Source organism: Sporolactobacillus putidus (assembly GCF_014647035.1).
Classification (GTDB): domain Bacteria; phylum Bacillota; class Bacilli; order Bacillales; family Sporolactobacillaceae; genus Sporolactobacillus; species Sporolactobacillus putidus.
Genome location: NZ_BMOK01000002.1, coordinates 191,182 through 217,396 on the forward strand (window position 1 = coordinate 191,182; position 26,215 = coordinate 217,396).

At 47.7% G+C, this 26,215-nt stretch carries 26 protein-coding genes; 5 read left to right on the forward strand and 21 right to left on the reverse strand.

Annotation, left to right across the window (positions count from 1 at the left end):
- Positions 1-5: 5 nt before the first annotated feature.
- Positions 6-1,049: a SepM family pheromone-processing serine protease gene (locus tag IEX81_RS03165; RefSeq protein WP_229727443.1), complete on the reverse strand. Its 1,044-nt coding sequence runs from the start codon at positions 1,047-1,049 to the stop codon at positions 6-8.
- A gap of 206 nt (positions 1,050-1,255) precedes the next feature.
- Here IEX81_RS03165 and spoVV point away from each other — a divergent pair, with 206 nt between their 5' ends.
- Positions 1,256-2,458 carry a dipicolinic acid transporter SpoVV gene (gene spoVV, locus IEX81_RS03170; RefSeq protein ID WP_188801612.1) on the forward strand — a complete coding sequence of 401 codons (1,203 nt, stop codon included), beginning with the start codon at positions 1,256-1,258 and terminating at the stop codon, positions 2,456-2,458.
- A gap of 286 nt (positions 2,459-2,744) precedes the next feature.
- Here spoVV and coaD read toward each other — a convergent pair whose 3' ends face one another.
- The 10 genes from coaD to cyoE form a co-directional block, all read right to left on the reverse strand.
- Positions 2,745-3,227, reverse strand: coding sequence for a pantetheine-phosphate adenylyltransferase (coaD, locus tag IEX81_RS03175; protein WP_188801613.1), 483 nt, complete (start codon positions 3,225-3,227; stop codon positions 2,745-2,747).
- On the reverse strand, positions 3,220-3,807 hold the full coding sequence (gene rsmD / locus IEX81_RS03180; protein ID WP_188801614.1) for a 16S rRNA (guanine(966)-N(2))-methyltransferase RsmD: 588 nt from the start codon (positions 3,805-3,807) through the stop codon (positions 3,220-3,222). The genes coaD and rsmD overlap by 8 nt, the downstream gene beginning before the upstream one ends.
- Before the next feature lie 463 nt (positions 3,808-4,270).
- Positions 4,271-4,546: a YlbG family protein gene (locus IEX81_RS03185; RefSeq protein WP_188801615.1), complete on the reverse strand. Its 276-nt coding sequence runs from the start codon at positions 4,544-4,546 to the stop codon at positions 4,271-4,273.
- A 75-nt stretch (positions 4,547-4,621) separates the two neighbouring features.
- A complete protein-coding gene (locus IEX81_RS03190) occupies positions 4,622-5,059 on the reverse strand; it encodes a YlbF/YmcA family competence regulator (RefSeq protein WP_188801616.1) in 438 nt (145 codons plus the stop codon).
- 104 nt (positions 5,060-5,163) lie between these two features.
- The gene (locus tag IEX81_RS03195; protein ID WP_188801617.1) at positions 5,164-5,439 is read right to left on the reverse strand and encodes a YlbE-like family protein; all 276 of its coding nucleotides are present in this window, start codon (positions 5,437-5,439) and stop codon (positions 5,164-5,166) included.
- A 5-nt stretch (positions 5,440-5,444) separates the two neighbouring features.
- Positions 5,445-5,897, reverse strand: a complete 453-nt coding sequence (ylbD, locus tag IEX81_RS03200) for a spore coat protein YlbD (protein ID WP_188801618.1) — start codon at positions 5,895-5,897, stop codon at positions 5,445-5,447.
- Positions 5,898-6,023: 126 nt separating this feature from the next.
- Positions 6,024-7,085, reverse strand: coding sequence for a CAP domain-containing protein (locus tag IEX81_RS03205; RefSeq protein WP_229727444.1), 1,062 nt, complete (start codon positions 7,083-7,085; stop codon positions 6,024-6,026).
- A gap of 120 nt (positions 7,086-7,205) precedes the next feature.
- Complete coding sequence (locus IEX81_RS03210) at positions 7,206-7,739, reverse strand: spore germination YkwD domain-containing protein (RefSeq protein WP_188801619.1); 534 nt, start codon at positions 7,737-7,739, stop codon at positions 7,206-7,208.
- Between the two features lie 94 nt (positions 7,740-7,833).
- Positions 7,834-8,334, reverse strand: a complete 501-nt coding sequence (locus IEX81_RS03215) for a GNAT family N-acetyltransferase (RefSeq protein ID WP_188801620.1) — start codon at positions 8,332-8,334, stop codon at positions 7,834-7,836.
- 129 nt (positions 8,335-8,463) lie between these two features.
- Complete coding sequence (cyoE, locus tag IEX81_RS03220; protein WP_188801621.1) at positions 8,464-9,396, reverse strand: heme o synthase; 933 nt, start codon at positions 9,394-9,396, stop codon at positions 8,464-8,466.
- Positions 9,397-9,797: 401 nt separating this feature from the next.
- On the opposite strand from cyoE, the gene IEX81_RS03225 reads away from it, so the two are divergent.
- Positions 9,798-10,706, forward strand: a complete 909-nt coding sequence (locus IEX81_RS03225; RefSeq protein ID WP_188801622.1) for a COX15/CtaA family protein — start codon at positions 9,798-9,800, stop codon at positions 10,704-10,706.
- 111 nt (positions 10,707-10,817) lie between these two features.
- Here IEX81_RS03225 and pyc read toward each other — a convergent pair whose 3' ends face one another.
- From pyc to IEX81_RS03240, 3 genes are all read right to left on the reverse strand, one after another.
- Complete coding sequence (gene pyc / locus IEX81_RS03230; protein ID WP_188801623.1) at positions 10,818-14,264, reverse strand: pyruvate carboxylase; 3,447 nt, start codon at positions 14,262-14,264, stop codon at positions 10,818-10,820.
- Positions 14,245-15,405, reverse strand: a complete 1,161-nt coding sequence (locus tag IEX81_RS03235) for an FtsW/RodA/SpoVE family cell cycle protein (protein ID WP_188801624.1) — start codon at positions 15,403-15,405, stop codon at positions 14,245-14,247. The genes pyc and IEX81_RS03235 overlap by 20 nt, the downstream gene beginning before the upstream one ends.
- A gap of 251 nt (positions 15,406-15,656) precedes the next feature.
- Positions 15,657-15,926, reverse strand: a complete 270-nt coding sequence (locus IEX81_RS03240) for an Fpa/YlaN family protein (RefSeq protein ID WP_373292327.1) — start codon at positions 15,924-15,926, stop codon at positions 15,657-15,659.
- Between the two features lie 191 nt (positions 15,927-16,117).
- Here IEX81_RS03240 and IEX81_RS03245 point away from each other — a divergent pair, with 191 nt between their 5' ends.
- Positions 16,118-16,330 (forward strand): YlaI family protein, encoded by a 213-nt coding sequence (locus IEX81_RS03245; RefSeq protein WP_188801626.1) that lies wholly within the window; start codon positions 16,118-16,120, stop codon positions 16,328-16,330.
- Positions 16,331-16,486: 156 nt separating this feature from the next.
- Here IEX81_RS03245 and typA read toward each other — a convergent pair whose 3' ends face one another.
- Positions 16,487-18,340: a translational GTPase TypA gene (gene typA / locus IEX81_RS03250; RefSeq protein ID WP_188801627.1), complete on the reverse strand. Its 1,854-nt coding sequence runs from the start codon at positions 18,338-18,340 to the stop codon at positions 16,487-16,489.
- Positions 18,341-18,554: 214 nt separating this feature from the next.
- Here typA and IEX81_RS03255 point away from each other — a divergent pair, with 214 nt between their 5' ends.
- Positions 18,555-18,737: a hypothetical protein gene (locus IEX81_RS03255; protein ID WP_188801628.1), complete on the forward strand. Its 183-nt coding sequence runs from the start codon at positions 18,555-18,557 to the stop codon at positions 18,735-18,737.
- A 27-nt stretch (positions 18,738-18,764) separates the two neighbouring features.
- Here the strand turns inward: IEX81_RS03255 and IEX81_RS03260 are convergent, their stop codons facing one another.
- From IEX81_RS03260 to pdhA, 6 genes are all read right to left on the reverse strand, one after another.
- Positions 18,765-19,595: an inositol monophosphatase family protein gene (locus IEX81_RS03260; protein ID WP_188801629.1), complete on the reverse strand. Its 831-nt coding sequence runs from the start codon at positions 19,593-19,595 to the stop codon at positions 18,765-18,767.
- A 243-nt stretch (positions 19,596-19,838) separates the two neighbouring features.
- Positions 19,839-20,027 carry a YkzI domain-containing protein gene (locus IEX81_RS03265; RefSeq protein ID WP_188801630.1) on the reverse strand — a complete coding sequence of 63 codons (189 nt, stop codon included), beginning with the start codon at positions 20,025-20,027 and terminating at the stop codon, positions 19,839-19,841.
- Between the two features lie 351 nt (positions 20,028-20,378).
- Positions 20,379-21,788, reverse strand: coding sequence for a dihydrolipoyl dehydrogenase (gene lpdA, locus IEX81_RS03270; RefSeq protein ID WP_188801631.1), 1,410 nt, complete (start codon positions 21,786-21,788; stop codon positions 20,379-20,381).
- Between the two features lie 2 nt (positions 21,789-21,790).
- The gene (locus IEX81_RS03275) at positions 21,791-23,056 is read right to left on the reverse strand and encodes a dihydrolipoamide acetyltransferase family protein (protein ID WP_188801632.1); all 1,266 of its coding nucleotides are present in this window, start codon (positions 23,054-23,056) and stop codon (positions 21,791-21,793) included.
- A gap of 63 nt (positions 23,057-23,119) precedes the next feature.
- Positions 23,120-24,097 (reverse strand): alpha-ketoacid dehydrogenase subunit beta, encoded by a 978-nt coding sequence (locus IEX81_RS03280; RefSeq protein ID WP_188801633.1) that lies wholly within the window; start codon positions 24,095-24,097, stop codon positions 23,120-23,122.
- A gap of 2 nt (positions 24,098-24,099) precedes the next feature.
- Entirely contained in the window at positions 24,100-25,185 is a 1,086-nt protein-coding gene (gene pdhA / locus IEX81_RS03285) for a pyruvate dehydrogenase (acetyl-transferring) E1 component subunit alpha (protein WP_188801634.1), read from the reverse strand.
- 442 nt (positions 25,186-25,627) lie between these two features.
- Between pdhA and def the strand changes: the two genes are divergently transcribed.
- Complete coding sequence (gene def, locus IEX81_RS03290) at positions 25,628-26,182, forward strand: peptide deformylase (protein WP_188801635.1); 555 nt, start codon at positions 25,628-25,630, stop codon at positions 26,180-26,182.
- Positions 26,183-26,215: the final 33 nt, after the last annotated feature.

Genomic DNA, 26,215 nt, shown 5'->3' on the forward strand with positions numbered 1-26,215 from the left:
GACAATCATTTTGTACGCTTAAGATAGTTTACGGCGTCCGCGAAGGTTTTCACAGGAACGATTTTCATGTGCGATCCAATTTCTTTAGCTGTTTGTTTCGCCGCTTCATATTCGTGATCCGCAGTTGGGGCCAGGAAGACGCCGGCGCCCGACTTATTCGCGCCAACTACCTTGTCCTCGATCCCGCCGATCGGTCCGACATCACCGTTCATTTCAATGGTTCCCGTTCCGGCGATATCCCGTCCCTTAGCTAAATCCTCCTGTGTCAGCTGATCGTAAATTTCAAGAGTCATCATCAGACCGGCGGAAGGACCGCCGATATTTTGAATTTTAAATTGAACCGGCGGATTTACGTTCACTTTTATCTGATCGCTCTGAATGATGCCGATCCCGCTGCTTTTTCCGTTTCCAATCATGTCCTTTGGAAACTTTGCGATCTGCACGGCAACCTGTTTTGTCTGATGATTTCTGGAAATGGTCAGCGTCAAGCGATCGCCTAATTTTTTATTTTTTAGGAGAGCCTCCAGGTCGCCGGTCGAGGAAATCTTTTTGTTTTCGATGCCGATGATCAGATCGCCGGGTTTCAGTACTTTTGCGCTGGGCATCGATGGCATGACGTCCAGAATCAAAACGCCTTCCTTGATCAGCTTCGGCTTTTTCCCGGCTGCTTTATAGGCAACATAAGCCGCACTCTGCTGCGCGGAGGTCATATAATTTTCCTGGCGCAGATTGTAGGCAGCATCACTCTCATTCGGAATTTTCACCTGATTCTCATTTACAAGCGTCACGTACTTGTTTCCGCCGTATTTCGCCCACAAGTATTGATAGACATCCGCCTGTCCAAGGTATATATACACAAGCCTGTATTCCCCGTTAACCGGATGTCCGCCGGCCACCTTCACCGTTCCGGCCATTGATTGGGCGGCCCCGGGGCTCTGGACGTAATAGGGGAGCCTGACAAAATTAAGCGCAAGCAAAATCAGAACGGATACAAGGATGACCCAACGTAGAATTCTTTTTTTGCGCTGTAAGATGTTCGCCGCCCCCATTTTGTGAATGATCGTTTTAACCTGCACAGTCGCTCTGAAAAAATAACTCCATTGAGACTAGCACATTTCAGAATGATGATGACAATTATGTAATAATTTGTGTTTTATTCAGATACCGGAATGGTCTAACTCCGACCGCTTTCCAGTATAGTGATGAATGGACAGGTCGCTGTTTCCCATATACAAACAAAAAAGGAGGGGAGACAATGAACCGCTCAAGGAGCGTCACCTATTTTCTCGCAGCGGGCTCTGCGGGACTTGCTTTATTAATGGTCAAGTATCCGGCCACTGCGGTAAACGCCTCACTTCAGGGACTGCAGCTATGGTGGAACAAAGTGTTCCCGGCTCTCTTCCCTTTCTTCGTCCTTTCCGAACTGATGATCGGATTTGGTGTCGTGACGTTTGCCGGCGTCCTGCTGGAACCCGTCATGCGTCCGCTCTTCAAAGTTCCCGGGATAGGAGGATTTGTCTTCATGATGGGGCTCATCTCCGGTTTTCCGGCCGGTGCGCGCATAACTGCGCGGCTGTACGAGGAGAAGAAACTGACAAAGATCGAGGCGGAACGGCTGTCCAGTTTTACAAACTTCAGCAATCCCCTCTTTCTGTTCAGTGTCACCGCCGTCGGATTCTTTCATCAGGCTGTGCTCGGCATCGTTTTTGCACTGGCCCATTATACAGGAAATATTGGTGTCGGGCTGATGATGCGCTTCTATAAATCCGGGAAAAGCAGCCCGGTTAAAGAACGTGATTCACGTTCAGTGTTCTCGAAAGCGCTGCGAAGTATGCACGCGGAGCGGCTGAACCGGTATCAGCCTTTTGGAAAAACGCTCGGTGACGCCGTGACTTCCTCGGTCAGCATTCTGCTCACAATCGGAGGATTTATTGCCCTTTTTTCGATGGTGAATCAGCTGATGATACAGATCGGCGTATCGGGATTGCTTGAAAAAGCGTTCGGTTCGCTTCTTGGTATGATCGGATTCGCACCGGAGCTCGGCTCAGCAGCCGTTCCGGGTATTTTCGAACTCACGATCGGGGCACTTCAGATCGGGGGATCGCCCGCACCGCTAACCGAACGGGTTGTGCTGGCGAGCGCTCTTCTTGGATTCTGCGGTTTTTCCATACAGGCCCAGGCCGTCAGTATTCTTTCTCAGGCCGGGCTCAGCGCAAAACCCTTTCTCATCGGACGGCTTTTCCATGCGTTCTTTTCCGGCGTTGCCGCTCTGTTTCTGTACCGATTTTTTCATATAAACGAAAAACTGAAAAACGAACCTTCATTTGCATTGAGTCCGCAGCCAGGCTTTTTTTCAAACACAGGTTTATCTATTGGTCCGCTTGTTACAGTAAGTGTGCTGCTGATTTTCATCATGATTCTCCTGAATCGGATGATGGCGGCGATGCACCGGAAATAGCCGTTATAGAGGGTGTTCGAAAAGTCCGGGAAAAGCTAAGAAAAGACCTTCTGCTAATAACGTGCACGTCCTGTGCACAACGCAGAAGTCACCACATCCTGTGGAAGTTCTGCGTCAACTTGCTTCTCCGCTCCTCACGTAGTAACAGGGGAACTTCAACTAAGAACGCGTACGTCCTGTACGCAACGTTGAAGTCATCACATCCTGTGAAAGCACGCGCAGGTAGCTCGAAGCTGCGCTTTCTTGACCTTCTCGGCCCTTTTTGTCCTCCTTTTCGAACAGACTCTTATACAAACTTTTTCTTCAGCGCCCTTTCGACGGGTTCAGGAACCAGTTCATGAACAGGTCCGCCATACTTCGCGACTTCTTTAACCATACTGGAACTAAGGAAAGAATACTTGTTGCTGGTCATCATAAAACAGGTCTCGATTTCCGGGCTCAGGCTTTTATTTATAGAAGCAATCTGCAGCTCATATTCGAAATCGGAGATCGCTCTCAGGCCGCGAAGAACGATATGGACATCTTTCTCCCGGACATAATCCATCAGCAGGCCATCAAACGAATCCACAGTTACACCGGGAAAAGCGCTCGTTGCCTGCCCCAGCAAGTCAACACGTTCATCCACCGTGAACAGCGGATCTTTCCGAGAATTATTCAGAACGGCGACAATAATTTTATCGAAAACAGTCATGCCGCGACGGATAATATCCAGATGGCCAAAAGTTATCGGATCAAAACTGCCAGGATAAACGGCAATTTTTTCACTCAACGGATTCACTTCCCTGATCTTCAAACTGAAATATGTAAATCGAAACGGCTGTTTTTCCCTGATACGTCCGATATTTCCAGCGAATCAAATTCGGATCAAAACGTTCGGGAAGCAAGACCGTGTTTTCATGTTCGACGACGACAACGGCATCACGGGACAGCAGATCTTTCTCAAGCATCATCGTCATGTCATTTGAAAGATGCTGCTTCGCATAAGGAGGGTCGAGGAAGACGTAATCAAAATGTTTCTTTTCATCCGCCAACCGTTCCAGCGCCCTTCCGGAATCAAGCTGTAAAATTACCGAGCGCTCATCATACCGGCAGTTTTTTACATTTTCGTGAATGATGCGGCAGGCAGGGCCGGCTTTATCGACAAACACGGCGCAATCCGCACCCCGGCTCAAAGCTTCCAGCCCGAGGCTGCCGCTGCCTCCATAAAGATCAAGGACTCTTCCGCCCTCAAAAAAAGGACCGATCATATTGAAAATGGTTTCTTTAACCTTGTCCGTGGTCGGACGTGTAAGCCGGCCGGCGACCGGCTTTAACGCCCTTCCTTTGTTTTCTCCGGCAATTACTCTCAATGATCCTTCCTCCCAAGCCTTTTCCTGAAAAATCGCTGCAAATCCATGTATAGAATTTAGAGGACGAGTGAATAATAGGAGCTGGCAGCATCCTTTAAGATGTTGACCCAACCGCGGATGCTTACGTTTCCCCATAAGTTTTCCGCCGGTTTCTCCTCTCCCATTGTCTTGCATCGATAGATGCTTAAAGACAAGCCCGCAGATTTCTGCGGGTTTCTTTTACACTATAGGAAAGAATAAAAATTTTAAGGATCATAGTGTAAGCGACCGAACAGATCGCCGCGTCCTGCGGCATGTTCGGCATTAAGCCGTCCTGGCCCCCGCAACTAAGGCTCAGCCTGCGTCAGGGCTTGGCTTCGCCAAGTTTTCTAATTGAAACGGCTTTTCTCCGAATGCTTGTACCAAACATCATCAACTAACCCTGAATGCGTTCTTTTCATCCGTTGCCGCTCACCGCATCTTTTCAGTAATTGTAGATTTCATCCTTTTCTTCTCGTTTTGTTTTCCCTTTTTCGTAAGTTGTTCGTACCTCCTGAAGATGCGATTGCTCGATACTCTTCACAAATTTCATCCTAGCCAGCTGACTGACAACGAATTCCGTTGTTTCTCCGTTGCAGTACAGTATAGCGTATTTCATCTTTTTCGAGACGTAATGAACATATCCGTAACGTCTGAGAACACGCAAATATTTTAAATTATAGAGCCAGACAACCAGCCCGTCTCTTTTTTGAAAAGGCATTGCCGCATACCACCCCTATTGAACCAGCTTACCTATCTTTGTCCGCTTTCCTTTTTATTTGAAACCCGCCTGTTCTTATCGGCACCCGCATTTGCCGCCGGAACCGCACCCTGTGCCGCAGGAGCGGTCAAAGAACGGGTCGCCTGTCGGCACTTTTATGGAATCCGAAACGGCGCGGGCAAGCTGCAGGCTTACCTGCCCGAGCAAGCTTCCCACCTCGTTCTCCGCTTTCCGATACTCGGCAACGAGCGGGTTCAGATCGACAGCGCGTTTCGCTTCCATCATTTGCCGGACAACCGCTTTAAAGTCCGGATGATAGCGTCCGAATCGCTGGACCTCATTATACTTTTCTCTGACCTGAACAAAGTGGCGAATCAGTGCCTGCGCCGTTTCATCCCGGTCAATTTGCGCCCTGCAATCGGCGTAGCGCGCATACGGCTCCGAATGAATAAACATTTGAGCCAAATCGTCTGTCTCATCAAGGAGAGAAACATTTTCTATAGTAGCGATCACTTTTTGTCACCCCCGGCTTAATTAAAATATACAACAAATGAAGGGAAAGTTCCATTCAGGCATATGATATCTGCGCCGTGGACGGTTCCCGTCCCGCGAACCGCTTAATTTTCTCCGGTGTCGCTCTGTTCGGCCTTTTTTTGACGCTCCGCGCCCATAGCCTGAGCTACACTCATCATCAGCAGAAGCATATTCGCCTGATTATTCAGTCTGTCGAGTCTCTGACCGAATGTTCGTCCGAAATAAAAATCGGCCTCATGTTTTAGCCCGGCCAAATCCTGAGGCGACCGGCTGAGCCTGCGGTACCATTCAGGATGCAGGCGCACGAACAGCCTCTCCTCGGGTCTCTCATCCAGATAGCGTTGAACATCCCGCCTCAATAATCTCAATCCCTTCGAAAGAAAAATGGTCTTTGCCCATCGCCCGTCCTGTCCGAAGCCGGGGGAGCGGGCGCGGCACCGGACACGTTTTGTCCGCTGTTCTGCCCTGGCTGGCCATTTTGTCCGCCGTCCTGCCTGAACTGTCCGATAAACGTCTGAATGCCTGTCAGTGCGCCGCTCAACGTGTCCAGTCTTTCCTGCCATTGTTTTGTATCTATTTTATCAACTGCTTTCAGCACATTATTCCAGTTAAATACAGGCCTGGTCTCCTTCTTTTTCTTTTCGATGTCCACGCCGTATGTTTTCCAGATTTCATGCGATTCGCCGAAGATCACCCAGTCATCGAAAACGTCGCTCCATTTTTTGTCTTTGCTCCGGACATGATTGACGATTTCCGGATGATCGCGCAGAAAAGATTTAAACCGTTTGATTGCTTCATTCGTTTTCTCCTCAGCCATTTGTCCGTACACTCCTTCCACAGCTCTTTCTACAATCATCATAATCATCAGTAAATAAAGATGTGCGCCCAAAATAAAAAAATATCGGCAGCCGGCGTCTCGTATTTTCCCACGGTGCATTCTCGTTTACGGATTCATCGGCTGCACAAAATCCTGTGTATAATAATTCTGATAGGATCCGACACCTAACTCAGTAAAAGAGCCATTCAACAGATTCTTTCGATGATCAATGCTGTTCAGCCATCCAAGCGTGACCGCGATCGCATCCGGATATCTTGCCGCAATATTTTCGCCGGCAATCTGAAAAAGAATATTTTCCTTTTCAAGACGCGTTTTTAAATCGCCCGACCACTTCGAGTCATGGGAAAAATAATTTTTCTGCTTCATTTCCTCGCTATGCTGATACGCGGCCTGGTAAGCGGCATCGCTCCATTTCAGCGGCTGTTCTTTAAAACGCAGGCGGAGAAGGTTGCTGATGTCGAAGATTTCCTGATCCTCAGCCTGATTGACAGCCTTCCATTCCGAGTCGGAAAGAGCAGGTTCTGCGGGCAGACTGCCCAGGTAAATCATTGAATATGGATGCTGCCTTACCAGAACATCGGAAGACATGTAGCGTACACCAACCAGGCTGTTTGTCACATGATCATAATTCAACTGCACCCAGTCGCTGCCAAACTTGATCAAAGGCCGAATCATCATATCTTCTTCACTTAAATCAAAATCGATTTTTGTTCCCTTGTAAGTCAAAGAAACTGTTTTCGAAACCGGCACGTTATCGTAAATCTTCTTATATCGCCCTTCGATAACAAATGGCGGTGTCATCAGTTTTTTCCCAAGCGCGTAAATGGTGGTCACCTGGTGAGTCGCCTTATCAATGCCGATCTGCAGGTAACTTTCACTGCCCGTTCCATAGATTAGCCACTGATAACCATATTTGGTATCATCGATACGTTCCGGTTTTCCTAACACCTTCAGGATATCGGATTGACTTTTCCCCATAAATGTGTGTATCCCATTTTTCGGAATTTTCGAACTGGAATGCATTTGGGGTACAACGGCAGGCACCTTATGATTGTTGATCTGAATGTTTTGGCCAGCTGAAGAATCGCTCACGAGGCTTATCAGAAATGTTCCTGCAAAAACGATGACGGCAATGGAAAAAATGATCAGATTGATTTTCCGTATCATCATTTCCTCCTTCTAAACCTTGAGTACTTTTCCCATTATTATATCAATTCTTTTACTTAACGGGAAAAATAACTTCCGTGTAACGAAACTTCTTCTCCCTGAGCCTCTTCAGCAGCACGATTAATAGTCGCCTTCAGACAGGAGAACCACCCAGACCTGCCCTTCTTTTCCGATTGCGTGACCGGCACCGATTCTTTTTAACGTTTTCCTTTTTATAAGTTGTTCTTCATGATCGGACAAGCGTCCAGAGACCGGTGAAACCCGTTCTTTAAGGGAGGCGCGGTATACCAGCGCAGCGATTTGGCCACCGGGACGTCCAAGATGGTCGAACAGTCGGGTAATTTTCGGCACATCGACCTGCCTGATCCGTCCCGCAGCCAGATCTTCGGCCGAAAGACGCGCGAACCGGAACAGATCCCAGTCCGTTTCGAGCACGGGCAATGCGGCAGCCTGCCTCTGTTTATTAATGCGGTTTGTCAGCAGTCTTTCTGAGAAATAGACAGGAGAAAAGTGATTTCCGCTTTGAGGAGACGACGTCAATTGTTCTTCCGCTGTCTGAACGGTCCCTGCGTGCGTGATCAACCCGCAACCGGCAATGAGAGTAAAAACAGCGAAAAAAAAACTGAGAATCCTGAAAAAGGCTGTTCTTTTCATCTTGCTTCCTCCTTCGTCATCCAGCTTCATTTTCGCCAAAACCCGCTGCCGCTAAACACCTGAAGGCGGTATCCCATGTGCTATAAAACAATCATTAAAGAAGCTTGGCCATATAAAATTCATCCACGTGTTCACCATCCTGGACAACCGCCGCTTTGCGCGTTCCCTCTACTTGAAATCCCGTTGTTCCATAAAACAGCATCCCCGGACGGTTGTTTGCCGTGACAGCCAGTTCCAGACGGAAAATGCCGTTTTCTTTTGCCCAGTTTTCAGCTTTTTCAAGCAGAAGCCTGCCATAACCGAGCCGTCTCCACGCTTTAAGTACACCGGTCACAATCCGGGCACGATGACTGATCCTTTTCTGTTCATTGCCTATTGCAGCCGTGAAACCGATCATTTGTCCATCCCGTTCGGCAGCAAATAATGCGGTATGCGCCAGCTTTTCTATTTTTTTAAGGCGCTCATTCATTTGCGCTGCGGTCGTCAAGAGCTCGTCCTGTTGAAAAAGCATCAAATATGTTTCATGGTCCAGTGCGCGCTTGAGCTGCAGGAATGCCACTGCATCCGCCGCCGTAATTTTTCTGATAACCGCCATTTCTTTCACTCCCTTTCCCCTGAATATTTACATACTATTCTATTGTTTCAGGAGAGGAACATGCGAAAAAGCCGGGAAAGATCTTCCCCGGCTTTTTCGCATGTTTTCTGTTATCTGAACCGTTGATCGCTAAAAGAGCGTCGAAACAATCATGGCAATAAATAAAAGCGTCATGTAGTTCAGGGAGGCAACAAACATGATTCTCGACCATTTCACCGTGTTTCCTGTATAAAGTCCGTACACCGCAAGAGCAAGCCAGCCAAAGCCGAGAATCGCTGCGGCCGCCGTATAAATGACACCAAGCGAATAGAGAAGCAGTGAAGTCGGAACAAGGACGGCAACGTAAATGATCATCTGACGCTTCGTGATCTCGAACCCGGCCACTACCGGAAGCATCGGAATGCCTGCACGCCGATATTCTTCAACACGCTTAATGGCCAGAGCGAGAAAATGAGGAGGCTGCCACAGAAACATGATCATGAACAGTAGCCAGGGAACAGGTGAATTCAATGAAGGATCGATTGCCGCCCAGCCGATAATCGGCGGAACCGCCCCAGCGACGCTTCCGACAATGGTATTGATCGAATGAGTCCGTTTCAGCCACATCGTGTAAATCATGACGTAGACGATCAGACCGATGAATCCAAATAGCGCGGCGGTCTGGGAAGCCGCAAGAAGAGCCGCAAGCCCGGTAAGGGAGAGAACCATTCCCATTGCCAGGACTTTTCTCCCTTCAAGCTTTCCCGTAGCCGAGGGGCGTTCCTGCGTTCGTTTCATTAATTGATCGATATCGCGGTCAATATAGTTGTTGAGTGAGCATCCTCCCGCAATAACCAGCCCTGTCCCTGCCAGAACAAAAAGCACAGGGAAAATAAAACTGGATAAAGATTGCTGGGTGTAATAGAGTGCAAGCCAGACGCCTGTAAAAGCAGTAATCAGGTTTGAATTGACGATCCCCATTTTCACCGTTGTCAGGACGTCTTTAAACGTCATTCCGACCGCAGTGGATTCGAGTGTCTCTTTCTTCTCAAATGTTTGGCTGGATGCAATCGTTTTATTCATTTCCAGACCTTCTTTCCAAGAAATAACCGGTACTTTACCCGCTCTTTTGTGCGGCAAGGCATTTTCTCCATCGTACCGAAAACTTCTAAATTTGTATCTTCTTATACTCAATCTCTCAGCAGCTCTTTTTTAGATCCGTTCTGCAAAATTTGCTGTTAAAAGTGAAAAATTTCCTTTCCTATTTTTAATTATATATGATGGCGGCCGCTTTGTCTGTAATAAAACACAATGATATTTATCACGTTGCCTTGAAAGCAAGCCGACAATGTTCAAACAAAACAAGAGCCGACATTCTCCCAAACGCAGCCTGATCTGTTAGAATATAATTGTAGAAGGGCTCTTGAACCACCCTTTGCATGTTCAAGAAAAACTTGGAAACAGAGGAAAACAGGGGGATACATATGAAAGACCGTTACTTGAGAATAGTGAGCATCGCCGGTGTATTGTCTGTTCTGATCGTTGTCCTGATGGGCGCTCTTGTAACAAACACCGGGTCGGCGTACGGCTGCGGAAACAACTGGCCGCTCTGCAACGGACAGGTGATTCCGACTGCCGACAAGCAGCAAACATGGATTGAGTTCAGCCACCGGATCGTGTCCGGAATTGCTTCTATTTTAACCGTCATCCAGGCAATCTGGATATGGATACAATTGAAAAAAGTGAAAGAGATCCGATTCCTTGCAATCGCTTCTGTATTTTTTATCTTTCTCCAGGCTTTTCTTGGAGCGGCCGCCGTTGTCTGGGGACAGTCGTCGCCTGTCCTGGCCCTCCATTTCGGTGTATCACTGCTTTCATTCGCCAGCATGCTTCTGATCGCTTTTATCGTTTTTGAGGAAACGCTGCCGCGCGCCCACCGGATTGTGCCGCCGATTCACCGTGGCATGCGATGGAATTTCATTCTGCTGAGTGTCTATTCTTATATCCTTATTTATTCAGGCGCCTTCGTCCGCCATACCGAATCCACCCTTGGATGCACGGACTTTCCGCTCTGCAACGGACGTTTGTTCCCGGAACCGCTGGTCAGCAAAGCGGGTATCCAGTACCTGCACCGCGTTCTGGCATTCATCATTCTTGTCTGGCTGATTATTACACTGATCGTCTGTTTGAAACGCTATAAAAATATTCCGAGCCTGTCCATCGTTTTGTTTATATCGCTTATTTTCATATTTCTTCAGTCCGTTTCCGGAATCATCATCATTAAGTCGAATATGGCACTCTATTCGTTGATTTTGCACGCCCTGTTCGTCACCTGTTTCTTTGGATTACTGATGATTCTGCTCATGCTGGGCCTTAGAAAGACTAACGGGTAAAACAACGAATGAATTTCTGCAATGGAATCGCTTGATTATAGACATTGAAAAAAGGAGGAGCCTTTGCCCCTCCTTTTTTTGTTGAATTCCATTCGCAGTCTTTTAATGTTTTTAGTCTGTGAGTTCAATCATCAGATCGCCCGTCTCAATAACGTCATTTTCACTCACATAAAGTTTCTTAATCACTCCGTCATTCGGCGCCTGAACGGTGGTTTCCATTTTCATCGCTTCAGTGACCAGCAAATGATCACCCTTCTTCACGCGTTCTCCGGAAGAAACGAGCACTTTGATAACTGTTCCGGGCATCGAGGCCCCAATCTGCATCGGATTGTTTTTATCAGCTTTCGAATGGGCCACTTCCGCTGACTGGATGCTCATATCTTTGATTGTGACTTCGCGGGGCTGACCGTTGAGTTCAAAATAAAACGTACGTGTTCCATCTTTTTGAGGATGACCGATCGAAATCAGTTTCACGATCAGCGTTTTTCCTTCCTCAATATCGACAGCAACCTCTTCGCCGAGGCGGAGTCCATAGAAGAATGTCGGTGTTCCGAGAACGTCAAGCCGGCCGTAGGTCTCACAGAAATGCAGATAATCGGTATACACTTTCGGATACAGAGCATATGACAAAACTTCATATTCCTTAAAGTTCCGTTCAAACTTTTCCTGAAGGGTCGCCCGAATATCATTGAAATTCACCGGTTCCAGATGTTTGCCCGGGCGATCGGTCAAAGGTTTTTTCCCTTTAAGAATGATACTCTGCAGCTCCCTCGGAAAACCTTGATAGGGCTGGCCGAGTTCGCCCATGAAAAAATTAACAACCGAATCGGGAAAATCCAGCGTTTCTCCTTTTTCAAAAATATCATCCTCGGTCAGATTATTCTGCACCATATAGAGGGTCATGTCTCCGACCACTTTTGAAGAAGGCGTGACTTTCACAATATCGCCGAACAAAATGTTGACCCGACGATACATATCCTTCACTTCTTCAAAGCGCGCACCGAGTCCGACGGCGATCGCCTGCTGGCGAAGATTGCTGTATTGGCCGCCCGGCATCTCCAGTTTATAAATCTCGGCATTGGACGTCTTCATGCCGCTTTCAAACGGAAAATAATACTGACGTACCTTTTCCCAGTAATGGCTGAGCGACTCCAGAGCACCGATATCCACCTGCGGACGTCTTCTGCTCTCGCTGAGGGCATAATATAGTGCATTCGCACTTGGCTGCGAGGTTGTGCCCGCTACTGCCTCAACAGCAACATCGAGAATATCAACACCTGCTTCTACTGCTTTGGCGTACGTGTAAATGCCGTTTCCGCTCGTGTCATGCGTGTGGAGATGAACAGGAATCGTCAAAGTATCTTTCAGCGTTGAGATGAGCCGGTAGGCAGCCTCAGGTTTCAGCAGACCGGCCATATCCTTAATGCCGAGGATATGCGCTCCCGCATTTTCCATTTCCTTCGCCAATTTTTTAAAATAATCCAGATTATATTTTGTCCGCGAACCATCCATAATGTCGCCTGTGTAGCACAAGGTGGCCTCGGCTATTTTCCCGCTTTCGATCACCGCATCAAGTGAAACACGCATGCCTTCCAGCCAGTTAAGACTGTCGAACACACGGAAAACGTCGATGCCTTCTGCAGCAGCCTCTTTGACAAACTCTTTAATCAGATTGTCCGGATAATTTTTATAGCCGACGGCATTTGAACCGCGGAGAAGCATCTGAAGAAGAATATTCGGCATTCTTTTGCGGATTTCCCGCAGCCTTTCCCACGGGTCTTCTCTCAGAAATCTGTAGGCCGTATCAAAAGTCGCGCCGCCCCACGCCTCTTCCGAAAATAGATGAGGCAGCAGATGTGCGGTCTGCGAGGCGATACGGATAATATCCCTGCTTCTGACACGTGTGGCGAGCAGGCTCTGGTGCGCATCACGAAATGTGGTGTCCGTCAGCAAGACTTGCTGCTGTGCTTTAACCCATTCTGAGACCCCCCTGGCCCCTTTTTCTTCAAGAATTTGCTTGGTACCTCTCAGAAAAGGATCAGAAAGTTTTACGTCAGGAAGAGGAGGAACGTCAAATACCGGCTTTTTGTTTTTTTGAATGCCCGGATATCCGTTAATCGTTACGTTGCCAATATACGTCAGCATCTTCGTTCCACGGTCAAGGCTCTTTTCAAACACGAAAAGTTCAGGCGTTGTATCAATAAACGTCGTCGAAACATTGCCGGATAAAAAGTCCGGATGCTGAACAACATTAATTAAGAAAGGAATGTTTGTCTTCAAGCCTCTGATACGGAATTCTTTAAGGTTGCGCAGCATTTTTGCCGCAGCGCTCTTAAATGTTCTTCCTGATGTCGAGAGCTTGACTAAAAGAGAATCATAGTACGGCGTGATGACGGAACCAGTGAACGCATTTCCTGCATCAAGACGCACGCCGAATCCCCCGCCGCTGCGATAGGCGACAATTTTTCCTGTATCCGGCATAAAATTATTGCTTGGATCCTCCGTCGTCACGCGGCACTGGATGGCATAACCGTTAGTTTGAATATCCTTCTGATCAGGAATCAGAATCGGATCGTCATGGAGCCCGAATCCCTCGGCAATCAGTATTTGCGACTGGACAATATCAATGCCTGTGATTAATTCTGTAACTGTGTGTTCAACCTGAACGCGGGGATTAACTTCAATGAAATAAAATTTTCCGGAAGGAACAACAAGAAATTCCACCGTTCCTGCGTTCAGATAGTTCACACTTTTCATCAAACGGACAGCCGCTTCGCATATATCATGGCGAAGCTTACTGCCTAGTCCCTGGCTTGGCGCAACTTCAACCACTTTCTGATGGCGCCGCTGAACGGAACAGTCCCTTTCGAATAGGTGTACCGTCTCTCCCGATTGATCGGCGATGACCTGAACTTCAATATGGCGGGGATCGTCGAGGTACTTTTCGACATAGACGTCTTCCTTGCCAAAAGTCTGTTTCGCTTCGGACTTTGCCCGCACAAACGCTTCCTCAAGGCTTTTATTGCTGCGGACGATGCGCATGCCACGGCCGCCACCGCCGAGCACGGCTTTAATAATGATTGGAAAGCCATGCGCCGCGGCAAAACTTTTGACATCATCTATGGATTTTACCGGCCCTCCGGAACCTGGAATAACCGGGATTCCTGCACGTTCCGCCGCTGCCCGTGCTGCCGATTTGTCCCCGAAAGTTACCAGATGTTCCGGCTTCGGGCCGACAAAAACAATGCCTTCCTCGTCGCATCGTCTGGCAAAGTCCGCATTTTCCGACAAAAAACCGTACCCCGGATGGATGGCATCCACATCATGGGCTTTTGCGATTTCAATAATGCTCTCTATATCAAGATAAGCTTCAATCGGTTTTTTCCCTTCGCCAACCAGATAGGATTCATCAGCCTTATAGCGATGATAGGAACCGATATCTTCTTTCGAATAGATGGCGACCGTGCGGATGCCGAGTTCATTGCATGCCCGGCATACACGAATAGCAATTTCGCCTCTGTTGGCAACAAGCAGCTTTCTAATAGAGCGTTGTGACATTCTCTCTCTCCCCTTCTGTTCTGATACTTGATCTCCTCATATTGACAAAAGCGGATATATTCATCAAAACACAGATTGAAAAAATCATAATCAGCAGTGATGATCCGCCATAACTTACAAAGGGCAGTGTAACGCCGGTGATTGGGATAAGCCCTGTAGCGGCGCTAAGGTTAACAAAAGTCTGAATGGCGAGCATGCTGGAAATACCGATGGCCAGCAGGCTGCCAAACACATCCTTACAGCGGATCGCCGTTACAAATCCCTTAAAGACAAGATAGGCTATGCAGAGTATGACAAAAAGAATCCCGATCAGACCCAATTCTTCGCCAATGATGGCAATAATAAAATCCGTTTGCGGCTCCGGCAGAAACCCTGTTTTTTCAATGCTTTGTCCCAATCCGCGGCCTGTCAGACCGCCTGCCGCGATAGCAATATAGGAGTTGATCAGCTGGCGGCCGGTCGTGTTTGCAACCGAAAACGGATCATAGGCAGCCTGAAACCTTGCCGTTTGATAATGAGAAAGAAATTTAACAAACATCAGGCCGATAAATCCGCATGTGGATACACCCAGAAAAAAGAGATGCCTGATTTTCAATCCGGAACACAATACCATGACTACAGAAATAAAAATGAGAATCAGAGCCGTCCCCAGGTCGGGCTGCATAGCTACCAAAATAAAGAAAACCATGACAATAAGAAGCGGAGGAAGCACTGAAGTTTTAAAATCAGAAATAGATTTCTGTTTGTTTGAGTAAACAGAAGCCATATAAAAAATCAATGTTATTTTCACGATTTCCGCCGGTTCAAAGCTGACCGTACCCAAACTGAACCATGATTGGGCGCTGTTCACGGTTTTACCGGCAAAATAGAGCAGGATGAGCAAAAAAAATGAAAAAATAATTAGGGGCTTTACAAAAGATCTGTAGGCCTGATAGGGAAACAGCATGCCGAAAATTCCTATTGGAACCGATAACAGACACCATAAAAGCTGCCTGACAAAAAAATAGTTTGAAGGTTTCTGAAGAACAAGATCTGCCCAAACACTGCCGGCGCTGTACACCATGATAAGCCCGAACCCCAGAAGAAGGAGCATCACAACGAGCAAGGAATAATCGTAATAGCGAAATAACTTCTTTATCATGCCAGCCACCTGTCTGTTTCATTTCTCCATATACGCGTCTTTGCCATCACACCGCGCATCCGAACAACTTCAATGCGCGATCAAAGGCCGGGAAGTATGCCGGACGGTGCTGCAAAAGCAGGATGGTCCCGCCGAACATAATGCGCTGGATGATCGGTCTCTCTTTCCGATCTGAAAATATGCCGTTCCGTACAAAAAAGCCCAAACCAACCCCTTACGAACGTAACGAGTACGAGTTTGAGCGATTAAATTTATTTGTGTGTCGATGCCTCATGCAGAGCAGAAACCTGTCTCTCAAGAGAGCCAAGCAGCTCCCTGCCCTCATCAGCGCGGATGAGACCCAGGCGAACTGCAAAGTCAATTTCACGCGATAAGCCGAACATTTGTGTGTCCAGTACTTCTTCATAAAGCGGGCACTGGGGCATTGTCAAATTCTCCATCTGCACCCCAATAAGCTGCAAAATTTTCTGCGCATCTGCTTTCAGCAGTTCATAGGCTTTTTCGCGTTCACCTATCGCCATTTCGGTGGACAATTTGATCCCCCCTGTCTCATTCAACATCTAAATTTTATCTTACATTCTCCATCTTGAAATTGCAAGAATAATCATGGGAAAGGACTCTTCCAAATGACCTTTCGAACCTTTAACATGTTTCTCATAAAACAGACGAAAACCTGCTATACTTAATAGATAGGATAAAGGGGGGTTATAATATGCGGGTCAAATGCATCTTATGCGGGAAAATCTGCCATCTGGATGATCAGTCTGTACTCGCCAAACGGCTGAGAAACCGGCCTATTCATACTTTTATGTGCGAAGAATGTTCCGCGCGAATCAGTGAACGGACAAGAGCGCGCTGGGCGACAGGTAAATTCACCCTTCATTTGCCTGTGAAAAGGAAAAAACACAATAAAGAGCGCTCATAATCCATCGAACTGCCTTTATGCAGCAAAGAGAGCGGCCGACCGGAAGAAATTCCGTGTAAATACGATTTTCTATGAAAATGCAATTTTGTCCATGAAAAAACGTCTGCAGCAAACCGCAGACGTTTTTTCTATTATAAAATCATGTACGATAATCGATCAGCCGTTAAATTTCGGAATCTTGCTTCCCCGTCTTTCGAAGCGTTCCCGCTCGCCTTTATTCAGGATCTTTTTGCGCATTCTCACACTCTTAGGAGTGATTTCACAATATTCATCATCATTCAGATAAGAAAGTGAATCTTCAAGAGACATTTTTCTTGCTTCTTTTAGCGTGACGGTCTGATCCTTGGTCGCCGACCGGACATTCGACGCATGCTTTGCTCTGGTCACATTGACGGTCAGATCATTTTCACGATTGTGTTCGCCGACGATCATCCCCTCATACACATTAACGCCAGGTCCGACAAACATCTCTCCGCGGTCTTCAAGAGCCGCCAGAGAGTAAGCCGTGGTCTGCCCCTGATCCATAGAAACCAGCACGCCATTTCTCCGTCCGCCGATTTCTTCCTTAATAAAGGGTGCAAAATGATCAAAAGTATGGTTCAGAATCCCGTAACCGCGTGTATCCGCCATGAACTGACGATTGTAGCCGATCAGCCCGCGGGAAGGAATCATAAACACCAATCGCGTCTGTCCCGGCTGTTCCTGCCTCATGTCTTTTAATTCGGCTTTGCGTTTCCCCATGGATTCGATGACAGCCCCAACATATTCTTCAGGAACGTCAATCTGAACAGACTCATAGGGTTCGCAAAGCTTGCCGTCGACTTCTTTCGTGATTACGCTCGGCTTTGAAACCGAAAGTTCAAAACCTTCACGGCGCATGGTCTCGATTAAGATAGAGAGATGCAGTTCGCCTCGCCCTGAAACGACCCACGAGTCGTGGGAATCTGAAGCGGATTCTACTTTCAGGCTGACGTCGCGTTCCATTTCCGCCATCAGACGATCTTCAATCTTTCGGCTTGTGACATAATCGCCTTCCTGTCCGGCAAAAGGACTCGTGTTCGGAAGGAAAGTCATCTTAAGCGTCGGTTCGTCAATTCTGAGCGGGGCGAGCGGCTCGATTTTATCTACATCATTAATGGTATCACCGATATCGATATCGGAAACACCCGTAATCGCAATGATGTCCCCGGAAAATGCTTCCTGAATTTCGGTTCTCTTAAGCGCGTGATAACCAAAAAGCTTTGTGATCCGGAATTTTTCAACACGTTCACCGCCATTTTTAACCAGTGCCGCTTCTTCGCCGACTTTGATCTTTCCGCGGTAGATCCGCCCGATACCAATACGGCCGACGTAATCATTATAGTCGAGCATGGTCACCTGAAATTGCAGGCCCTCGTCGCGGTTGTCAACCGGCGCAGGCACATCCTTCAGAATCATGTCAAGGACGACGCTCATGTCCTGATCGACATGGTCAGGATCAGTCCCGGCTACGCCGTTTACAGCCGAAGTATAGACAACCGGGAATTCCAGCTGGCTTTCGTCGGCACCCAGATCAATGAACAAATCAATCACTTCATCGACAACTTCCTGAGGTCTCGCCATTGGCTTGTCGATCTTGTTCACAACGACGATCGGCTTCAAGTGTTCTTCAAGAGCTTTTTTGAGAACAAATCTCGTTTGCGGCATGCAACCTTCAAAGGCATCGACCAATAGGAGCACACCATCAACCATCTTCATGATCCGCTCGACTTCACCGCCGAAATCGGCGTGCCCGGGTGTATCAACAATATTTATCGTGTGGTCTTTGTAAGACAGACTCGTGTTCTTCGCCAAAATAGTGATGCCGCGTTCTCTTTCAATTGCATTTGAATCCATAGCCCGTTCATGAATCTGCTGATTCTTGCGAAATGTCCCTGATTGCATCAGAAGTTTGTCGACCAGTGTTGTTTTGCCATGGTCGACGTGTGCGATAATCGCGATATTTCTTAATTCTTCCCTGCGTTTTGTCATTTCTTCTAAGTCTCCTCGTTTGTTTCCAATAACTAGCTATATTATTACTTCCGAAACATACACAAACATACACATGCAAGTCATTTTCTCACAAGGGAAGCCTTTTTGTCAAATCATTATGTTTTTCCGGAAAATTATTTCATGGCTGATTTAAGCACTCTCTCGTTGTACTTTTTCCATCTACCGATTATGATTATTTTAGGAGGTGCTCAATATGGTCAACGCTATTCTTGTTATTCTGGCAGTTTTTGTCGTCGCCGCTTTAATCGGGATCGCCGGAGCGATCGCATACGGCAATGGTCTTCTCGCTCTCTTAAGCGCTTTTGCCGTCATCCTGTTCATGTGGATCGGATTTTTTATCAAAGGGAAGCAGCAGGCGTCACAGACGAAAAAGTAAGCTGGTGAAACCGGTCCTTCTGCCGAATTAATCCGGTTCATTCAGATACTTGCCTGCCGCAACCTGCCGGCCTATGTGTTGGGCAATCTCTTCGTGAAGCGCGGGACCGGCGGCCAATATCGACGTTCTGGAAAGCGTGTCAATCGCGGTGCCGTCCGCCCTTGTCGCGACTCCGCCGACTTCATGGATCAGAATCAGCCCGGCCCCGAAATCCCAGGGCGACAATCTCATCGTAAAGTAGGCGTCAATCAGTCCGGCCGCAACATAAGCAAGTTCAATAGAAGCCGATCCATAAGCTCGGGTGCCGCTGCAACGGCGAACGATCTCCGTCAGGACGTCTTGATCAATCCGTCTGTTAGGTTTTATCCATGTCGCGCTTAAATCGATCAGGGCGTCCTCAACTTCGACTTTTTTCAGGGGCGCAAGCCGCACGTCATTGCGATAGGCACCATTTCCGGCGAGACAGTGGAACAGTTCATCAACCATTACGTCGTAGATAAACGCCGCTCTGCCCGATCCGTTCTCGTAGACACCAATGGAAATGGCAAAAAAACGCTGCTGCATGACAAAATTAATCGTCCCGTCAATCGGATCGAGATACCAAAGAATACCGTCCGTTGAATCCGGAGCATCCCCGAATCCTTCTTCCGACACGATTTTATGCCCCGGGTAATATTCCTTTATTTTCCCAACCAGAAATTTTTCAATTTCTTTATCCATATTCGTAACCAGATCGTTGTGCGCACTTTTGCAACTGACCTCGAGCGGGGCGGAGAGTGACTGTTTTAATCTCTCTCCTGCCTCCTTGATCCACCCGGTTACCCTTTTTTCAAGAACCAGCCACTCTTTTTGATTCATCAATCGACCACTCCCTCGCAGGCGGAGTTCCTGTTTCCAGGACGGATATTCCAAGGCTCCCCTGTGTGTGTTCTTCTTCTTACCTAGAATAGTAACTCATTTTCGCGGAAAAAGAAAAATCACCGCCTGACTGCGATGATCAATACTTTGGTATTCGAAAGAGCAAAGGTTTTCATCTCTGTCTTCGCTATTCACGAAACATAAAAGGACGGCTGGACATCTCGTTCACAAGCAGGGGTTGACTTAAATTTCTAAAAGGATCATTTCACGTCTTAATTCTTCCAGCTTCTCTTTGCACCGTTTTATCGTCTCGGCGTCTTTTCGCAGTATAGCCTGGTGTAAAATCGCCAATTCCGAATCAATTTCCATGCGCACAATCGGAATTCTCTTCTCGGCATCTTTTCTGTTAAGGGTTTGATTCAGTTGCTTCATGGCAGCCGCCACATCCCTTCCGTTAATATCTCAATAAAGGGCTTTCAAAAAAAGGGACATTAAAATAAAGCTTAATATTCAGTTTTTAATCGGGTTTTGCTTTAGTTTATGCTGAAAAAACTTTCATATTGCTATTAAAAATTCCTGTTTTTCCAAAGCTCTGAACCCATTTTTTCTGAAAAGTCAAGCTGTGCGGCGATTGCAGGAACCCGTTGGCTGTCACGTGCAATAAACCCCTTGATGTATTCGGACCTGAAAATTCACCTTAAAAAGTTTTGATTTCAAATTTCAAGACTGTTGATAGTAAATAAGAAACAGGCCGTGGAGAAACTGCCTGTTTCCGCAAAAAAATTATTTAGCTATATGAATGGGTTTGCCAAGAACCACATCGGCTGCTTCCATAGCCATTTCTCCGAGTGTCGGATGGGCGTGAATCGTCAGAGCCACATCTTCGGCCGTCATTCCGGATTCAATCGCCAATCCGAATTCTGCGATCATATCGCTCGCATTTGTTCCGACAATTTGTGCACCGAGAATCAGGCCGTCCGAAGCCCTGGTCACGATTTTCAGAAAACCGTCCGTTTCGCCCAATGAAAGCGCCCGGCCATTTGCCGCGAACGGGAACTGTCCTGATTTAACTTCGTAACCTTGTTTCTTTGCCTCTTCTTCCGACAAACCGACGGTCGCAATCTCCGGATCTGAAAAAACAACAGCCGGCATGGCCCGGTAGTCAACCTCGGAAGATTCACCGCCGATCGCTTCCGCGGCCACCTTTCCCTCATACGAGGCTTTGTGAGCGAGGGCCAGTCCGGGGACAATATCTCCGATTGCATAAATTTTCTCCGATGTGGTCTTTCCCTGCTTATCGACCTTAATCAGACCCCGTTCCGTTGTCTCAACTCCCGCCATGTCAAGGCCCAAATCTCTCGTATTCGGCCGCCGGCCGACTGTAACCATGACATAGTCCGCATCAAAGATCCTTGTTTCCCCTTTAATCTCTGCCGTCACCTTTACGCCTGCCGGTGTCTCTTCAACCCCTCTTGCCAGTGCTTCTGTAAAGACGGTGACACCTTTAGCTTTCAGCTTTTTCTTAACAGGGGCAATCAGGCGCTTGTCAAATGCCGGAAGAATAGAAGGGGTTCCTTCCAGGACAACCACTTCGGTGCCGAAACCGGCATAAGCAGAGCTCAGTTCAATGCCGATATAGCCCCCGCCGATCACCACCATTTTTTGAGGAACTTCTTTGAGAGCAAGAGCTCCGGTAGATGAGAGTACCCGGTCACTCCATTTGAAACCAGGGATTTCAATCGGACTGGAACCCGTGGCTATGATGCAGTGATTGAATTTGTAACGCGATGATTCATAACCATGATTCACCCGGACCACATCCGGCTCTACAAATAGCGCTTCTCCTTCGACAAGTTCGATATCGTGCGCTTTGAGAAGGCTTCTGACGCCGCCGGTCAGACGGCTGACAACCGTTCCTTTCCACTCCTGGAGCTTCAGAAAGTCCAGTGAAACATGGTCCGCCTTGATTCCGTAATCTTCCGAATGCTTTGCCTGTTCAAAACGATGGCTTGCCGAAATCAACGCTTTCGAAGGAATACAGCCGACATTGAGGCAGACCCCTCCGACATGTTCTTTCTCAATAACGATCACTTTCTGGCCAAGCTGTGCCGCGCGGATCGCAGCCACATAGCCACCCGGCCCTGCTCCAATGACAATTGTGTCCGCTTCCGTCGTGAATTCCCCGACAACCATTTCTACCCCTCCAAAATTAGGCGTTGTGGATCAGATAACAGCCTTTTTATTTTGTTCATTGCCCTTTGAGCCGTTGCGCCGTCAATCAGTCGGTGGTCGAAGCTCATAGACAGAGCAAGCATTGGTGCAGCAACAATCTCCCCATCACGGATAATCGCCTTTTCCGCGATACGACCGATTCCCAGTATCGCGGATTCCGGCTGATTGATGACAGGCGTAAACCACTGCCCGCCTTCGGATCCGATATTGGTAATTGTGCATGTCCCGCCCCTCATCTCTGCGGCAGCCAGTTTTCCGGTACGGGCTTTATCAGCCAGTTCTTTGATTTCTCCGGCAATTTCGTACATTGATTTCGACTCCGCGTGCTTCAGAACGGGAACAACGAGACCGGCATCGGTATCGGCCGCTATCCCGATATTGTAATAATGTTTATATACAATTTCCTGATGTTCTTCATCAAGAGTCGCATTAATGACCGGAAAAGCTTTAAGTGCGGCAACCAGAGCCTTGACGACATAAGGAAGATAGGTTAATTTGACCCCTTGTTCCGCCGCCTCTTCTTTAAAAAGTTTCCGATGTGCAACAAGCTTGGTGACATCGACTTCATCCATCAGTGTCACGTGCGGCGCCGTTAACACGGATTGTGCGGTAGCTCTTGCGATCGCCCGCCGAATGCCAATAAACTTTTCCCTTGTCTCGTGAAAACCTTCTCCGGTTAGTTGCTGTGCCGGCTCCTCTGCTTCTTTTATGGGTTCTGAAACAGAAGGCTGCGGTTCATTGGGCGCTGCAATAAAGTGATCCACATCTTCCCGAAGTACCCGGCCGTTTTTCCCCGTTCCCTTCAATTTGCCGATGTCGATTCCTTTTTCTCTCGCATATTTTCGTACGGAAGGCATGGCGATTACACGACTGGATGACTGTTCCTCTGAGACGGCGGCACTCGCACCGCTTTTTTCAACGGTCCGGTCTCCATGGGATTCAGTTACTTGTGCAGACACGCCCGCTGTCTCCTGCGCTTGCTCTTCATCATCTTCCGAGTCAAGTGTGATCACGACGGTCCCCACTTCAACGGTCTCGCCTTCTTCGGCATTTATTTCAAGCACCTTCCCATTAACTGGTGAAGGAATCTCAACAACCGCTTTGTCATTTTGCACTTCGGCAAGCGCGTCGTCTTCTTTCACCTGATCACCGGGTTTGACAAACCATTTGACAATCTCACCTTCATGTATCCCTTCACCAATATCCGGCAATTTAAATAAATAGGCCAATGGCGCTTCCCCTCCTTCTCATGCGTCAAGCATCGTCCTCTTTTTCTTTTCTATTTAAAAACGTTAGAAACTGATAATTTCCTTTACCTTGCCTACAATGTCGTTCTCATTCGGAAGCCAGGCATCTTCCGCAGCCGCAAACGGGAAAACCGTATCCGGTGCAGTTACACGTCCGACAGGAGCCTCTAAATACAACAGTGCCCGGTCATTTATTTCCGCGATCACATGGGCGGCAATTCCCGCCTGTTTTTGCGCTTCTTGAACCACAACGGCCCGGCCTGTTTTTTTAACGGATTTTGTGATCGTCTCGACATCAAGCGGACTGATTGTTCTAAGATCGATCACTTCGACGTCAATGCCGTCTTTTTTCAATTGCTCCGCCGCTTTCAGAGATGTTCTGACCATAGCTCCATAAGTGAGAATCGAAATATCGGTTCCTTCTCGCGTAATTTTTGCTTTGCCGATTTCGACAGTATATTCATTTTCCGGCACTTCTTCCCTGAAAGAACGATAAAGTTTCATATGTTCAAGGAACAGCACCGGATCATTATCGCGGATTGCGGAAATAAGCAAACCTTTTGCATCATAGGGATTGGAAGGGATCACAACCTTCAAGCCGGGACACTCATAAAACAAGCCCTCCAGATTATCCGCATGCAATTCAGGAGTCTTGACACCGCCTCCGAAAGGCGAGCGGATCGTCACAGGCGCCTGATAGACCCCGCCCGACCGGTAACGCAGGCGAGCGAGCTGCGACGCGACGCTGTCCATCGCTTCAAAAATAAAACCAAAAAATTGAATTTCCATAACCGGCCTGTATTTTTGGAGTGCAAGCCCAAGGGCAAGACCGCCGATTCCAGATTCAGCAAGCGGCGTGTCGAAAACGCGGTCTTCGCCGAACTCATTATAGAGTCCTTCGGTCGCCCGAAAAACGCCCCCATTCTTCGCGACGTCTTCACCAAAAACAAGGACATTGTCGTCATTCCTCATTTCTGTGCGAAGCGCGTCCGTAATCGCCTGAATCATCGTCATCTGTGCCATGGTTACTTCCCCTCTTTCTCTCTGTACTCGGCCAGTTGTTCCCTTACACTCTGCGTCGGTTTTTCGTACATATTATTGAGCAGATCACTGACCTTTTGCTTTGGTGCTTCATCGGCCCTCTTGAGAGCCAGGGCAACGTCTTCCTTTGCCTTGGCAACCGTCTGTTCCTCATCCTCGTTTGTCCACAGCCCCAGGTTCTGCAAAAAAATCCGGAAACGAATCAGCGGATCCCTTTTTTCCCATTCGCTCGTCAGATCCTTGGTCCGGTAACGGGTCGGATCATCTCCTGCCATTGTATGAGGGCCATACCGATAAGTCAGCGTTTCGATCAGGGTCGGCCCATCTCCGCCGATCGCCCGGTCGCGCGCATCCTTGGCTGCGGCGTAGACCGCAAGCGGATCCATTCCATCCACCTGAATGCCCTTAATCCCGGCGGCGAGTGCCTTTTGTGCCAGTGTCTTCGCCGCTGTCTGCTTCTCAACAGGTACGGAAATAGCGAAACGATTGTTCTGGCTGATAAAGACCGCCGGAGCTTTATAAACGCCTGCGAAATTCAGAGCTTCGTAAAAATCGCCTTGAGAGGTGGCTCCATCACCAAAATAAGTAAAAGCGACGTTCTTTTTCCCTCTCTTTTTCAGACCGAGCGCAATCCCTGTCGTTTGTGTACATTGAGCACCAATAATAATTTGCGGCATCACTGCGCAGCAATCTTCGGGAATTTGTCCGCCTCCAAAATGGCCGCGTGAATAAAGAAATGCTTTGTCAAGCGGGTAACCATGCCACACCAATTGCGGGATGTCACGATAGGACGGCAGCAGCCAGTCTTCTCTGTCCATAGCAAATTCACTGGCCAGCATGGATGCTTCCTGTCCTGCGACCGGCGCATAGAAACCAAGGCGCCCCTGTCTATTCAATGAAAGTGCACGCTGATCCCATATCCTTGTATAGACCATACGGAACATTAATTCTTTAAGCTTTTCGTCTTCCAGTTGAGGCATAGCCTGTTCATTGACAACATGCCCCTGTTCATCGAGAATCTGGAATGTTTGAAAGTGATCCTCGATTTGTTCTAAGTTTTTTGCAGACATATATATTTCACCTCTTCCCTCAGAATACGTTTTTCATTTCTGAAAAACAAAAATGACAAAAATCACAAAAACGCTTTCATCTCCTGAGATTTACCGCCGCTGATTCATCCGGCAACCCTGCCCCTCAGGAAGTGCGTTTTTTCTCTTTAATCCGCCTGTTGTCACTTTCTGCAAATTGGTACCTATTTCATTTTTTAGGTCATCCCTTTTTAAACGGAAAAAAAGACATGACAGCAGAACAAAGCTCATTTTCAGTTTATAATACCTTATTCGGCTAAGTCAAACATGAGGTCTCCAGCAAGGCAAGCGCTTACACTTCGTTTCAGCGCAACAGCTGGCCATCGGGGGGGCCTTTTTCAAACAGCATAGTAAACATGCCCGGGTTTTAATGATACACTGTACTTACAGATTTAAGGAAAGTAATGGAGGAGTGGCACGAATCATGATTACGATGGACGACATCATACGGGAGGGCAACCCTATTCTCCGGCAGATAGCCGAGGAAGTCCAGCTTCCCGCGACTGACGAAGAAAAAGAAACTTTAAGAAGAATGCTCGAATTTCTAAAAAACAGTCAAGATAAGGAGACAGCTGAAAAATACGATTTGCGCGCTGGTATTGGCCTGGCCGCACCCCAAATTGCCATCAGCAAGCGAATGATTGCATTGTTTCTGGACGATGATAACGGCAAACACTTTGAGTACATGCTGTTCAATCCAAAAATTGTCAGTCATTCTGTTGAAAATACGTACCTTGAAGGAGGAGAGGGCTGTCTCTCTGTCGATCGTGAGGTTCCCGGCTTCGTTCCCCGCCACGCACGCGTGAAGGTCAAAGCCTTCGATATCAACGGCAAACCGTTGACCTTGCGGCTGAAAGGCTATCCCGCAATTGCGATTCAACATGAAATCGATCACTTGAACGGCATCCTGTTCTTCGATCGTATTGATAAAGACAACCCGTACAAAATCCCTGATCACATTGCCGAAAGTGAGCTGTAATGAAAAAAGCCCGGATATCCGGGCTTTTTTCAT